Genomic DNA, 14247 nt, shown 5'->3' with positions numbered 1-14247 from the left:
GTCAGTTCTTGTACGCCTTGGCGGCATCGGCTTCCAACTGGCGCTGGATTCCTTCGACGTTCCTCGGGTTCTTGAGGAAGTCCTGGAGCGCTTTCCACTCGCCCTGGGCGGGCTTTCCGCCGAAGGAGGCCGGGGCCTGGTCGGACATGTCGAACCGGAAGTCATTGCCCGCCGCGATGAGCGCCTTGGCGATGTCACGCATCGGGTCATTGGGATAGGCGCTGAATTTGACGTTTCTGTTCGCCGAGATGAAGCCGCCGGAACGGGCCCAGATGGTCGCGGCGTCGGGCGAGGCCAGGAACGTCAGCAGCGCCTGCGCGGCCTTGCTGTTCTTCAGCGCCACGCCCACGTCGCCGCCGGTCACCACCGGTGGCTTGGCGCCCACCGCCGGGAACGGGAACACCTTGGCGTCCCCGCCGAGTTCCGCGCCCGCGTCCTGGACGTTGGCGGCGACGAAGTCGGCCTCGAAGACCATGCCCGCCTCGGGCTCGGCGGCGTTGCCGAAGGCCTTGGTGACCGAATCCGGGAACGCGGTCTGCAGCGCGCCGCCGCGGCCGCCCGCGACCAGACCCTTCGCGCCCCACAGCTGGGCGAGCGTTTCGAGGGCCTTCTTGACCGATGGGTCGGTCCATTTGATTTTGTGCCGGGCGAGCTGGTCGTACTTCTCCGGTCCCGCCTGGGAGAGATAGACGTTCTCGAACCAGTCGGTCAGCGTCCAGCCGTCCTGGCCGCCGACCGCGACCGCGTCGGTGCCGGAATCCGAGATCAGCTGGGCCTGGGCCAGGAATTCGTTCCAGGTCTTCGGCACCTTCGCGCCCGCGTAGTCGAAGGCCGAGGTGTTGTACCAGAGCAGGGACTTGTTGCTGGCCTTGAAATACACCCCGTACTGCTTGCCGTCGTACGAGCCGAGATCCTGCCAGCCCTTGGCGAAGTTCTTGTTCACCTCCGCCTTGGCGGCGGCGTCGAGCGGTTTCGCCCAGCCCTTCTGCGCGAATTCGCGCATCACCCCGACCTGGCCGACCATCGCCACGTCCGGCGGCGAACCGCCCGCGACCTTCGAGCCGACGAAGCCCGCCATGTCGTCACCACTGGGCACGAAGGAGACCTTGGCGCCGGTGCGCTTCTCGAACTCCTTCAGCACCTTGGTGAAGTTCTCTTGCTCCGTCCCCGTCCAGACCGCGGTGACCTGGAGCTTCTGGCCCTTCAGCTGAGGCAGCTTCACGGTGACCGGCGGCGGGCCGCCGCTGACCGTGTCCCCGTCGTCGCCGCCGCAGCCCGCGGCGGTGAGCATGAGCGCTCCCGCCGACGCCGCGGCCAGCGCGGCTCGTGCCGCTCGCTTCCTCCGCTTCCTGCGAAGCGATTTCTGCATCCCCGTTTCCCTCCGATGCCGACCGCCGCGCGCGCGGTCGTGTCCCGTGCGACAGTCCTACGCCCGGTCACCCAACGTGGCAATACTGTTTTCGGCGTTCACTCACGGTCGTGACCGGGCCGTGATGAACGCCGAATCACAAAGAGGGAGCGGAACGGGCAGATCGGTGATCCGGGTCTGGGATCTGGGGTCCGGGATCGGTGATCTGGGGTCTGGGATCTGGGGTCTGGGATCGGTTAAGGCGTCAATTGATCGGGGGACGCCGAGGGGTGACGGGCCGCGGTGCGGCCCGCCCCTCCGGCCGGGAGTCCGTCGCTCAGATCAGCGCGGGCGCGGTCGGCGCGTCGGCCGACTGCGCGGCGCGCTGGAGCGCGCTGGCGAGCAGCGCCAGATCGGTCGGCCCGTTGCCCAGTTCCCGCAGCGGGCGGCGGGCCGGGGGATCACCCATCCGCTCCCACTCCAGGGTGACGACCGTCGGCCGCTGGGTCGCGGTGCGCGGTATCCGCCCGGTGACCCGGCCCGCCTGGAACGGGGTCGTCGCGGCGTCCTCCGGGCGCAGCAGACGGCCGCGGCCGGGGGCGTGCTCCCCGCCGGGCTCACCGGACGCGTCGGACGTGTGGGTCTCCGCCTCCGGCCGCTCGGACGAGGCGGGACCCAGCGGGCGGGGCTCCAGGACGATCCGCAGCCCGGCCCGCTCGACCGCCGCCGTGTCCGCCGTACGGTCCGGGCGGCCGGACGCCGCCACCAGGTGGACGCCGAGGTGGGCGCCGTCGCGGGCGATCGCCTCCAGCGCGCGGACGACCGAACCGGCCGCCGGGCGGCCCGGGCTGCCGAGGGCCGGTGCCACCAGCGCGTCGAAGTCGTCGACGAGGACGACGAGGCGGGGGAAGGGGCGCGGAGCTTCCGCGGTGCGCGCTTCGGGGTCGTGCTGCCCACCCGGGCCGGGACGGTCGGGGCGGCCGGACCGGTCGGGCTGGTCGGGCTGGTCGTGGCGGCCGCGCTGGGGGCGCAGCCTCAGCGTCGTACTGGGCGGCGCGTCGACGTCACCGGGGGAGCGGGGCGCGATCACCCGCGGGGAAGCGCCGCCCGCCGCGCTCACGCCCGTGCCCTCCCGGAGCCGACCGTGCCAGGCGACGAAGTCCAGTCGGCCCAGCAGCTCGGCCCGACGCTTCAGCTCCGAGCTGAGCGCCTGCGCGAACTCCCGCATCCGCACCGGGTCGGAGGCCGCCAGATACGTCGACACATGCGGCAGGTCGGTGCACATCCGCAGCCCCTCGCCGCGCTCCGCGCCGTCGCTCGCCCCCGCGCCGTCGAGGAGCACCAGCTCCAGCCGGTCGGGGCGCTCGGCGGCCGCGAGCGAGGCGGCCAGCGACCGCAGCAGCTCCGTCTTGCCGGTGCCCGCCCCGCCGTCGATCAGCAGATGCGGGCCGTCGGCGGCCAGGTCGACGGTCACCGGCCCGCGCGGCCCGGCGCCCAGCACCGCGAGCGCCCGCCCGCCCGCCGGAACCTCGTCCGCGGCGGCCGCCCAACGGGCCATCAGCGAGGCGGGGGTGGCCCGGGCCAGCCCCAACTCGTCCAGCAGCCGGGCCGAGTCGGGCAGCGGAGCCGACACCTGCCGCCCCGGACCGCCCTCGTCGCCGTGGCCGGAAGCGGCCGGGCGCAGGGGCGCGAGCGCCCGCGCGAACCGCTCGGCCCACGCCCCCGACACCGCGTCCACGGTGGCTGCCGTGGTGGCCCCGGCCACCCACATGGGGACGCCCGCGCCGCCGGTGGCGGCATCCCGGCGCACGATCTGCAGCCCGGTGGCCACATCACCGCTCAGCAGCGCCGCCACCTCGCACGACGTGAACGCCGCGGAGGCCGCGCACGCCGTCTCGTAGCTCATCGACAGCGGTGAGGCGGGCGACGCGGCCGGGGCCTCGGCCAGACACAGCAGATGGATCCCGGCCCCCGGACCGCCCACCGCCAGCCGCCCGAGCGTCTCGCGCAGCGCGGGCGGGCCCGGATCGCCGTCCACGATCACCACCGTGTACGGCCCGGCCGGGCTCCCGGCGGCGTCGTTCAGCCGCCGCGTCAGCTCCGCCGCACGGGCCGTCACCTGCTCCGCGTCGTACGCCAGCAGCAACCGGCAGTCCTGCCCGCGCAACGGCTGGAGCTGCGGCAGCCAGCCCAGCCAGGACCACTCGGCGGGCCGGTCCTCGGTGCTGAGCAGCACGATCTCCAGCGTGCCCGGCGGGTGCAGCGCCGCGAGCTGCGCCACGACGGACCGGGCGAGCCCGGCCAGCCGCCCGCGCGGCCCCGCCAGCCCCAGCGAACCCGCCTGCCGCAGATCGACGGTCACGGGCGCCGCGGGCAGCAGCCCGCCCGCGCCCGAGAGCCGGTCGGCGGAGCCGAGCCGCACGGTGAGCGCGTCCGGGTGGCCCGGCCCGCGCTCCCACAGCCGCGGCCCCGGCCCCAGCGCCGTCATCAGCACCGCGGCGGGGTCCGGCCACCGCCGGTGCAGCGCGGCGGCCTCCTCGGCCGCCCGCGCCGCCGCGTCCTCGGCGCTCACCGCCTCGTCCGCGCCGCGCTCGTCGGCGCCCCGGCCCCCGGTCAGCTGCCGCACCCAGGCCCCTATCCCACGCCGCCGGACCTGCGCCCCGGGCGCGTCGTACGCGTACGCCCCCGCCTCGCCGAGCCCCTGCGGCACGGTGGTCCCCCGCAACGGCGTCCCCCGCCCCCGGCCCCCGGGACGCCGGTCGGCTGCGCCGTGCGGCGCGCCGCCTGCTGTGGGGCCCGGGGCCCAGGGCTCCTGGCCGCCGCGCCCGGAGCCGCCGGCCGCACCTTGGCGATCCGCACCGCCCGGCCAGGGTTCTCGCGGGCCGCCGGAACCCCCGCCGCTGCCGCGCTGTCCGGGAAGCCCGCGCGCGTCGGCCGGGGGCCCGCCGACCGCGCCGCGCGGTCCGGTGGCGGCCTGGTCGTCGTACGGCGCGCCGCCTCCGGCCCGGGGGCCCGGGCTCGCGGGATGCCTGCCCTGGCCGGTGCGGCTGTCGTCCGGCCAGGGTTCCTGCGCGCCGTGCGGTCCGCCGGGGGTGCCGTAGGACGCGGCTTCACCCGCGCCCGGCTGTCCCGTGGTGCCGCGGTCGTCGGCCGGGCGTCGGCCGGTCGCGCCGCGCGGTCCGGGGTGGGCCTGGTCGTCGTACGGCGCGCCGCCGCCCGCCGGGCCCCCGGGGCGGGGGCCGGGGCTCGCGGGGTGCCTGCCACCGCCCGTACGGGGGTCCCATGGCTCCTGCGCGTCGTGCGCGGGGGCTGCGGACCGTGCGCCGTAGGGGGCGTTGCCCGCCGCGCCTGGCTGTCCGGGGCCTCCGCTGCCCGCCGGGCCGCCATGCGGTGCGTCGCCGCCCGCGCCTGGCCGCCCGGCGGCGCCGCGCGGCCCGGTGGCGGCAGCGGCACCGTACGGCGCGCCGCCGCGCGCCGGGCCTTCGGCCCAGGGGGCCTGGGCGGCGGGGTGGCCCGGGGCTGCCGGACGCTCGGCAGGCCGCCCCGTGTCCGCGGGCGGGGCGCCGGGCGAGGTGCCCGTGCCGTGGGTGGTGGGGGCTCCGGGGTGGGGGGTGACGCCCTGGGGGCCCGCGTGGGTCGTGGCGTCCCACTGGCCGGCCGGGGCCCAGCCCCGGCCGGGGTGGCGGGGCGCCGGGGCGCCGGTCCAGGGGCCCTGGGCGTGGGCCACACCGTCCGTGCGGGGGGCGACCCGCAGATGGCCCTCGCCGTCCGGGTGGACCGGGAGGCGGACCGGGGACGACGGCGCGGCGGCGGGGGCGCGCAGCCGCAGCGCGGACTCCCCGATCCGGAGCAGCGCGCCCGGCGCGAGCGGTACGGGGTCGCGGCCGACGGGGGCGCCGTCGGCGGCGGTGCCGTTCGTCGAGCCGAGGTCGGCGATGGTCACCCGGCCGTCCTCGGTGACTGTCACGGCGCAGTGCAGCCGGGAGACGTCGGGGTCGTCCAGGGGGACGTCGGCCTCGGCGGAGCGGCCGATGCGGACCTGGCCGCCGTGCAGCAGGTGGACGCCGCCCGCGTCGGGCCCGGCGATCACGTCCAGGTGGACCGTGGCGTCGGACACGGCCGCCTCGGGCAGCCCGGGGTAGCCCGGGTAGCCGGGGTAGTGATCGGGGTCGGCCGGGGTGTGGAGGGAGAGCACCGCGCCGTCCACCAGCGGCGGCTCGCCGAGCGCGCAGCGCTGTGGGTCGAGCCGCTCCGAGCCCGCGTAGACCACGACCGCGCCGGTGCCGCCCCCGGCGTCGTGCCCGGCCGCGGCGACGGCGGCGGCGAGGCCGCTCGTCACGGAGGCGAGGGCGGTGCCGACGGGAGCGGTCACGAGCACGTCCACCGCGCCCGCGAGGGCGTGCGGCGGCGGCGCGGGCGCAGGATGGCCGGAACGGCCCGGATGGGCGCTGCGCGGCCCGAGGACGGTCAGCCGAATCTGCATCGCCGTCAACGGTCCCTTCTGTCCGGGGGGCCGGGCGGGGGTGCCAACCCCGCCGCCTCGCCCCCAGGCGCTTCGGCACGTACAGGTCCGTACGGGGTCGTACGGGTCACGGAGCGTGAGTCCCCCGCCGCTCGGCGCTTCCGTGCTGCGTGCATCCTCGCACCTGCCGCTGACACTTCGCCCGCCGCCTGGCGCCACATGATCTTGATTGGTCGGCTAGTCGGCCGAAACTGGCTGATTGCGACCGGATCCGCTGCGTGAGTGCCGTGCGAGCGCCGCCCGGCCGAGGACGGCTCCGCCGTGCCGGGGAGCGAGGAGCGGGCAACCGTCCCTCCGGATCACGCGTCTTCCCCGGGGGCCCGGTCGCGCGCCCGGTCGGGTCCCGCGGTGATCGGTACGGCACCTTGTCCGTCCCCATTACAGTGGGCGGACGAGCACGGCAGTCAGTACAAGCGACGCAGCAAGCGATGCAAGCGATACGACCACGACCAGGGAGCGCATGACGTGCGGCCGGTAGGCAGCAAGTACCTGCTCGAGGAGCCGCTCGGACGCGGAGCCACGGGCACCGTCTGGCGGGCCAGCCAGCGGGAGACGGCGGGCGCCGAGGCGGCCGTGGCCGGGCAGCCCGGCGAGACGGTCGCCATCAAGGTCCTCAAGGAGGAGCTGGCGAACGACGCGGACATCGTCATGCGCTTTCTCCGCGAGCGTTCCGTGCTGCTCCGTCTCACCCACCCCAACATCGTCCGCACCCGCGATCTCGTCGTCGAGGGCGATCTGCTCGCCCTCGTGATGGACCTGATCGACGGTCCGGATCTCCACAACTATCTGCGCGCGAACGGCCCGTTCACCCCCGTCGCCGCGTCCCTCCTCATGGCGCAGGTCGCCGACGCGCTCGCCGCCAGCCACGCCGACGGCATCGTGCACCGCGACCTCAAGCCCGCCAACGTGCTCCTCGCGGGCACCGGCGAGGGCGAGGAGATGCACCCGATGCTGACCGACTTCGGCATCGCGCGGCTCGCCGACTCGCCCGGGCTGACCCGGACCCAGGAGTTCGTGGGCACCCCCGCCTACGTGGCGCCGGAGTCCGCCGAGGGCCGTCCGCAGACGTCCGCGGTGGACATCTACGGCGCGGGCATCATGCTGTACGAGCTGGCCACCGGCCGTCCGCCGTTCGCGGGGAACACCGCGCTGGAGGTGCTGCACCGGCACCTGAGCGAGGAGCCGCGCCGCCCCACGACCGTGCCCGAGCCGCTGTGGACGGTCATAGAGCGCTGTCTGCGCAAGAACCCGGACGAGCGCCCCAGCGCCGAGAGCCTGGCCCGGGGTCTGCGCGTGGTCGCCGCCGGTGTCGGCGTGCACGCCTCGGCCGCGCAGGCGGAGGCCGCCCTCGGCGTCGCCGCGCTGCTCGCGCCGGACCCGGCGCCGGCCCCGGTCCCGGACACCGCCCCCGCGGACGCGGGCGACGCGACCCAGGTCCTGCCGACGAACGCGCCGGGCAACCAGCCCTCGTACGACCCGGCCGCGGCCACCAACGTGCTCCCCACCACGGGCCCGGGCGCCGACCCCACCCGGGCCATGCCGCCCGTGCCGCCCGGCGGCGCCCCCGGCCAGGACGATCCGCACCCCTGGCAGAACCAGATGGCCGCGGCCCGCGACCGCAACGAGCAGACGCAGGTCCAGTACCTCGACCCGAGCGAGGACCCGCTGCGCCGCCGCCCCCAGCGTCGCCCCGGACCGCCGCAGCCGCCGCAGGGGTATCAGCAGCAGGGCTATCAGCAACAGCAGTACCAGCAGCAACAGCAGCCGTACCAGCAGCCGCAGCAGCCCCCGCAGCCGCAGCCGTCGCGTCGGCAGCAGCGCCGTCAGCAACAGCAGCAGCCGCAGCAGTACGCCCCGGCCCCGCACCACCCCCAGCAGCCGCAGCCGCAGCGTTACGCGCCGCCGCCGGAGCCGGAGCGCCGCGAGCCCCGGCAGCGGGGGTCCAACCCCAACCGGATGAAGATCCCCGGGCTCGGCTGCCTCAAGGGCTGCCTGTTCGTGATCCTGATCCTGGTCGTGGGTTCCTGGCTGATCTGGGAGCTGACCCCGCTCAAGGACTGGGTCGCCGAGGGCAAGGGCTACTGGGACGCGGTCTCGTCCTGGGTCACCGAGGTCAAGGACTGGATCTCCAGCCTGGGCGGCCCGAGCTGACCCACGGCTGAATCCGCCGCGCACCACGAGCACACCGGAGCGCCCTCAACACCCCGACCGATGCGCCGAGTCAGGTGATTTGTCGATATCCAAGGGGTGTTTTCCGCTCAGAAGTGACAGTTGGCGCTGTCTGGTGCCCCCAACGCGCCAGTAGCCGCGTAGCTTTGTCGCCAACGTGCCCCCTGTCGGAGGATTCGGAGCAGTCTTGTCACGGAAGATCGGCAGCCGGTACACCGCGCACCAGGTCCTGGGCCGCGGCAGCGCCGGCACGGTGTGGCTGGGCGACGGTCCCGAGGGCCCGGTCGCCATCAAGCTCCTGCGCGAGGATCTCGCCTCCGACGAGGAGCTCGTGGGCCGTTTCGTACAGGAGCGCACCGCGCTGCTCAGCCTCGACCACCCACGGGTGGTCGGCGTGCGTGATCTCGTGGTGGACGGCAACGACCTGGCCCTCGTCATGGACCTGATCCGCGGTACGGATCTGCGCACCCGGCTCGACCGCGAGCGGCGGCTGTCCCCGGAGGCCGCGGTCGCGATCTCCGCGGACGTCGCCGACGGGCTGGCCGCGGCGCACGCCGCCGGGATCGTGCACCGGGACGTCAAACCGGAGAACGTCCTGCTGGACATGCAGGGACCGCTCGGCCCCGGCCGCTCCCACCCCGCCCTGCTGACCGACTTCGGCATCGCGCGCCTGGTCGACGAACCGGGCCGGTCCCGCGGCGGCCGCCCGCCCCGCGGCCAGCAGCAGTCGCAGGGCCGCTCGCCCAACCCGCGCAGCGTCATCGGCACCCCCGACTACCTCGCGCCGGAGATCATCGAGGGGCTGCCGCCGCGCGCCAGCGTGGATGTGTACGCCCTGGCCACGGTGTTGTACGAGCTGCTGGCGGGCTTCACCCCGTTCGGCGGCGGCCACCCCGGCGCGATCCTGCGCCGCCATGTGACGGAGACCGTCGCCCCGCTGCCCGGTATCCCCGACGAGCTGTGGCAGCTGCTGCTCCAGTGCCTCGCCAAGGCGCCCGCCTCCCGGCTGCGCGCCTCCGAGCTGGCCGCGCGGCTGCGCGAGATCCTGCCCGGCCTGGCCGGGTACCCGCCGCTGGACATCGACGAGCCGGACGAGTCCGAGGAGCGGCGGGAGGACGAGGGCGCCCACCCGGAGGGCGGGCACCGGCCCGCCGCCGGACCGGGCCAGGGCCAGGGCTACGACCAGGGGGCCGGGCAGGGGTACGGCCAGGGCGGGCCGCAGCGGCGGCGGCGCGGCGCGGTCCCGCTGGTCCCGGGCGCGGTGCCGGACAGCAGCCGCGATACGCACACCAGCATGCGCGTGCCCAGCGCGGACGAGCTGGCGGGCGGCGCGCACGGCACCGCGCGCGCGCCCCGCGTTCACGGTCAGCGCCGGGCGGGCTCGGCGCGCCATCCCGCGGTCTCGGGGGCGCTGCGCCGCCGTCGGCTCAAGGTCGCCGCGGCCACGGTGGCGGCGCTGGTCGTCCTGGGCATCGGCGGGTGGCTGGTCGCGGGCGGCGGGGACGGCGGCGATGCGCCCAAGGGCGGCGAACACTCGTCCTCGCAGGACTCCGGACAGGGCGCAGGACAGGGTGGCGGACAGGGTTCGGGGCAGGAGTCAGGGCAGGGTTCCGGTGCCCCATGAGGGCCGCCGGTCCTCCCATGAGGGCCCGCTGTCCCGGCGAGGGACCGACGGGCCGGAGATCCTTCTATAGCGGTTAGGCTGGTGCACGTGGCAGTCGTCGATGTATCCGAAGAGCTGAAGTCCCTCTCCTCGACCATGGGGTCGATCGAGGCCGTCCTGGACCTCGACAAGATGCGGGCCGACATCGCCGTGCTCGAGGAGCAGGCGGCGGCCCCGTCCCTGTGGGACGACCCGGAGAGCGCGCAGAAGGTCACCAGCAAGCTCTCCTACCTCCAGGGCCATCTGCGCCGGGCCGAGGAGCTGCGCGGCCGGATCGACGACCTCGAGGTGCTGTTCGAGCTGGCCTCCGACGAGGGCGACGAGGACGCGCAGGCCGAGGCCGAGGCCGAGCTGGAGGCCGTGCGCAAGGCCGTCGACGAGATGGAGGTGCGTACCCTCCTGTCCGGCGAGTACGACTCCCGTGAGGCTCTCGTCAACATCCGCGCCGAGGCGGGCGGCGTCGACGCCGCCGACTTCGCCGAGCAGCTGCAGCGGATGTATCTGCGCTGGGCCGAGCGGCACGGCTACAAGACGGAGATCTACGAGACCTCGTACGCGGAGGAGGCCGGCATCAAGTCGACCACCTTCGCCGTGCAGACGCCGTACGCCTACGGCACGCTCTCCGTCGAGCAGGGCACCCACCGCCTGGTGCGCATCTCGCCGTTCGACAACCAGGGCCGCCGCCAGACGTCCTTCGCGGGCGTCGAGGTGCTGCCGGTGGTCGAGCAGACCGACCACATCGAGATCGACGAGTCCGAGCTGCGGGTCGACGTCTACCGTTCGTCGGGCCCCGGCGGGCAGGGCGTCAACACCACCGACTCCGCGGTGCGGCTGACCCACATCCCGACCGGCATCGTGGTCTCCTGTCAGAACGAGCGCTCGCAGATCCAGAACCGGGCGACCGCGATGAACGTCCTCCAGGCGAAGCTGCTCGAGCGCCGCCGCCAGGAGGAGCAGGCCAAGATGGACGCGCTCAAGGGCGACGGCGGCAATTCCTGGGGCAACCAGATGCGTTCGTACGTCCTGCACCCGTACCAGATGGTCAAGGACCTGCGCACCGAGTTCGAGGTCGGCAACCCGCAGGCGGTGCTCGACGGCGAGCTGGACGGTTTCCTCGAAGCGGGGATCCGCTGGCGAAAGAAGCAGGAGAAGTAACTCGACCGTGCGGATCCCCTGCGAGAGGAACGACAAGCGCAGCCTGGAGGCCGGAATCCGCTGGCGCGAGCAGCGCGAGCAGGGCAGCTAAGGACCCCTCAGCTGCCCCTGGCGACGGTCTTCCCGATCCCCAAGTGGTCGCGCAGGGACCTTTTTTGGTCACAGTCCTGTACCCATGCGTCACGCAAGCACCTTCATAGCGGACATCTCGCTCCCAAAGACGCTTGACGGTGTCATGAAAACTGGGAAGGCTGACGCGCGGCATGCGTATGACTGGGGCGCGTGTGAACGGGGACCGGTGGATCGCCTGAGCAGGCAGAGCCCGGGACTTCTCCCCCTGACGGCCGTGGCCCCGTGCATAGCTGCTCTCCATTACGAGTACAGCTACTGGGGGTAGCAGGCAGATGACGAAGAAGACGCGGCTGCGTGTCGCGCGCATAGCGGCCGCCGCGGTGATCGCCGCCGGTGCGTCGCTGACCGCCGCCGGCGCCGCATCGGCCGTGGGGATCGACGTCGGGATCGGTGGCGTCGACGCCTCGGTCAAGGCGGACGAGAAGGGCCTGGACGTCGGTGTCGGCGTCAAGAACCCCGACGACCCCACCGATGAGCCGACCGAGATTCCCACGGGTCAGCCGACCGACGAGCCCACCGACGAGCCGACCGATGAGCCGACGGGCCTGCCCACCGGGCTGCCGACGCTCCCGACGGACGAGCCCACCGACGAGCCGACGGGTCAGCCGACGGACGAGCCCACCGACGAGCCGACGGACGGGCCGACGGCCCAGCCGACCGGCGAGCCGACGGACGGACCGTCCGGCCAGCCCAGCGCCTCGCCCAGCAAGGGCGGCGGCGTCCCCGCCGGCGACACCACCTGCACCGTGGACCTGGACTCCACCAACTGCGACGACAACACGGACACCGACAGCGTCGGCTCCAAGCCGGTCGAGCAGGGCAAGGCCAAGGAGGAGCTGGCCGAGACCGGTGCCTCCTCCGAGACCACCTTCCTGCTGATCGGTGCCGCGACGATGATCGCGGGTGGCATCGGCTTCCGGGTCATGCCGCGTCTCGCGAACCGCAACAACAACGTGGCCTGATTCACGCCATACGCACGACGAGGGGCCCGGAGCGCTGCAGCGCTCCGGGCCCCTCGGGCGTCTATGGCCGGTACCTACCGGTTACGCGGCGTTACGCCGCCGCAGCCATCTCGTGAGCGAGCACGGCCACCGCGATCAGCGCCACCAGGAGCGCTATCAGCGCGGCCGGGGTCAGCCCGGCGAACGGGCCCTCCTGCTGCTGCAGGCGCTCCCTGCTGGCCCGGCAGACCGGGCAGCGGCCCTCGCTGACCGGGCTCGCGCAGTTGGCGCAGACGAGCCTGTCGTACGTCATGCGCTTTCTCCTCCCGCGCGGCGGTGCCGCAGTAGATATGGGGCCAACGCTCGGGGAAATGGGTTGGTTCCCCTTCCACTGTGCCAGCTTCCGCCCGGTTCGGCGCGCCCCGCACGATTCCGTGCCGCGTCCGTACCGGTTCTGTGGCCGTTTCGGACAGTCCGACGGCCAGTTTGTCAACCGTTTGCCCCCAATAGTGCCGTGAATAAACGCACCAAGCCGGATGGGCGCTGCGCGCCCGCGCGCGGTTCGCGTATGGTCACGCTCACCGACGGGAGCCGCTCCGGCTGCAGCCCGTACCGCTACCCAGGTCGACCGTGGTGCATCAGTGATCCGATTCGACAACGTATCCAAGACTTACCCCAAGCAGACCCGTCCCGCACTCCGGGATGTCTCGCTCGAGATCGAGAAGGGCGAGTTCGTCTTCCTGGTGGGCTCTTCCGGGTCGGGAAAGTCCACCTTTCTCCGGCTGCTGCTCCGCGAGGAGCGGGCGAGCCACGGCGCGGTCCATGTGCTGGGCAAGGATCTCGCGCGGCTGTCCAACTGGAAGGTGCCGCAGATGCGCCGCCAGCTGGGCACGGTGTTCCAGGACTTCCGGCTGCTCCCCAACAAGACGGTCGGGGAGAACGTCGCCTTCGCGCTGGAGGTGATCGGCAAGCCCCGTGGCGCGATCCGCAAGACGGTGCCCGAGGTGCTCGACCTGGTGGGCCTGGGCGGCAAGGACGACCGGATGCCCGGCGAGCTGTCCGGCGGTGAGCAGCAGCGCGTGGCCATCGCGCGCGCGTTCGTGAACCGTCCGATGCTGCTGATCGCGGACGAGCCGACGGGCAACCTGGACCCGCAGACCTCCGTCGGGATCATGAAGCTGCTGGACCGGATCAACCGGACCGGCACCACGGTCGTCATGGCGACGCACGACCAGCAGATCGTGGACCAGATGCGCAAGCGCGTGATCGAGCTTGAGAAGGGCCGTCTTGTCCGCGACCAGTCCCGCGGCGTCTACGGCTACCAGCACTGATCACGGCCACCAGCACCTGAAAGGACGCCATGCGCGCCCAGTTCGTCCTGTCGGAGATCGGCGTCGGTCTCCGCCGCAATCTCACGATGACCTTCGCGGTGATCGTCTCCGTGGCCCTCTCGCTCGCCCTGTTCGGCGGGTCCCTGCTGATGAGCGAGCAGGTGAGCACGATGAAGGGCTATTGGTACGACAAGGTCAACGTCTCGATCTTCCTCTGCAACAAGAACGACAAGGAGTCCTCGGCCAACTGCGCGAAAGGCGCGGCCACCGACGTCCAGAAAAAGGAGATCCGCTCCGAACTGAACCAGATGAACATCGTCGAGTCGGTTCAGTTCGAGACCAGTGAGCAGGCGTACAAGCACTACAAGGAGCAGTTCGGCGATTCGCCGCTGGCCGATTCGCTGACGCCGGACCAGATGCAGGAGTCCTTCCGCATCAAGCTGAAGGACCCGACGCGGTACGACGTCATCTCCACCGCCTTCGCCGCCCGGCCCGGGGTGCAGGAGGTCCAGGACCAAAAGGCCCTGGTCGACGATCTGTTCAATTTGCTCAACGGCATGAAGTACGCGGCCCTCGGCGTGATGACGCTGATGCTGGTGGTGGCGTTGATGCTGATCGTGAACACGGTGCGGGTGTCGGCGTTCAGCCGTCGCCGGGAGACCGGGATCATGCGGCTCGTCGGCGCGTCCAGCTTCTACATCCAGATGCCGTTCATCATGGAGGCCGCCATCGCGGGGCTGCTGGGAGCGGGCTTCTCCTGCGTACTCCTCGTCGGCGGCCAGTACTTCCTGGTCGACAACTGGCTCGCGGGCAAGATCGACGTGATCAACTTCATCGGCTGGGACGCGGTGCTGGCCAAGTTGCCGCTGGTGCTGGCGATCGGTCTGCTCATGCCCGCCCTCGCGGCCTTCTTCGCGCTCCGCAAGTACCTCAAGGTGTGACATTCGCCCAGGGCGTCGTACCTCACAACCCGCCGTACGGCGCCC

General features: G+C 73.3%; 9 protein-coding genes. 6 read left to right on the top strand and 3 right to left on the bottom strand.

Annotated elements, in window-relative coordinates; translation table 11 throughout:
* Position 1: 1 nt before the first annotated feature.
* Positions 2–1369 carry an ABC transporter substrate-binding protein gene (locus tag ASC60_RS27365; protein ID WP_055555462.1) on the bottom strand — a complete coding sequence of 456 codons (1368 nt, stop codon included), beginning with the start codon at positions 1367–1369 and terminating at the stop codon, positions 2–4.
* Between the two features lie 316 nt (positions 1370–1685).
* Complete coding sequence (locus ASC60_RS27360) at positions 1686–5831, bottom strand: FHA domain-containing protein (protein WP_055555460.1); 4146 nt, start codon at positions 5829–5831, stop codon at positions 1686–1688.
* Between the two features lie 504 nt (positions 5832–6335).
* Here ASC60_RS27360 and ASC60_RS27355 point away from each other — a divergent pair.
* The 4 genes from ASC60_RS27355 to ASC60_RS27340 all read left to right on the top strand — a co-directional run bounded on the left by ASC60_RS27355 (position 6336) and on the right by ASC60_RS27340 (position 11951).
* Entirely contained in the window at positions 6336–8021 is a 1686-nt protein-coding gene (locus tag ASC60_RS27355; protein WP_055555458.1) for a serine/threonine-protein kinase, read from the top strand.
* A 205-nt stretch (positions 8022–8226) separates the two neighbouring features.
* The gene (locus ASC60_RS27350; protein ID WP_079038664.1) at positions 8227–9663 is read left to right on the top strand and encodes a serine/threonine-protein kinase; all 1437 of its coding nucleotides are present in this window, start codon (positions 8227–8229) and stop codon (positions 9661–9663) included.
* An 87-nt stretch (positions 9664–9750) separates the two neighbouring features.
* Positions 9751–10857 carry a peptide chain release factor 2 gene (gene prfB, locus ASC60_RS27345; protein ID WP_055555536.1) on the top strand — a complete coding sequence of 369 codons (1107 nt, stop codon included), beginning with the start codon at positions 9751–9753 and terminating at the stop codon, positions 10855–10857.
* A gap of 404 nt (positions 10858–11261) precedes the next feature.
* Positions 11262–11951: a PT domain-containing protein gene (locus ASC60_RS27340; RefSeq protein WP_055555456.1), complete on the top strand. Its 690-nt coding sequence runs from the start codon at positions 11262–11264 to the stop codon at positions 11949–11951.
* Between the two features lie 91 nt (positions 11952–12042).
* Here the strand turns inward: ASC60_RS27340 and ASC60_RS27335 are convergent, their stop codons facing one another.
* On the bottom strand, positions 12043–12243 hold the full coding sequence (locus ASC60_RS27335; protein WP_055555454.1) for a hypothetical protein: 201 nt from the start codon (positions 12241–12243) through the stop codon (positions 12043–12045).
* A 328-nt stretch (positions 12244–12571) separates the two neighbouring features.
* Between ASC60_RS27335 and ftsE the strand changes: the two genes are divergently transcribed.
* Together ftsE and ftsX are read left to right on the top strand one after the other, a co-directional pair.
* On the top strand, positions 12572–13261 hold the full coding sequence (gene ftsE / locus ASC60_RS27330) for a cell division ATP-binding protein FtsE (RefSeq protein ID WP_009717451.1): 690 nt from the start codon (positions 12572–12574) through the stop codon (positions 13259–13261).
* Between the two features lie 29 nt (positions 13262–13290).
* On the top strand, positions 13291–14202 hold the full coding sequence (gene ftsX, locus ASC60_RS27325) for a permease-like cell division protein FtsX (RefSeq protein ID WP_055555452.1): 912 nt from the start codon (positions 13291–13293) through the stop codon (positions 14200–14202).
* Positions 14203–14247 lie beyond the last annotated feature (45 nt).

It is taken from the genome of Streptomyces sp. NBRC 110028 (assembly GCF_001417735.1).
Lineage (GTDB): Bacteria > Actinomycetota > Actinomycetes > Streptomycetales > Streptomycetaceae > Streptomyces.
Note: the sequence above shows the minus strand (reverse complement) of the source record. Positions and strands in the feature narration are given on the sequence as shown.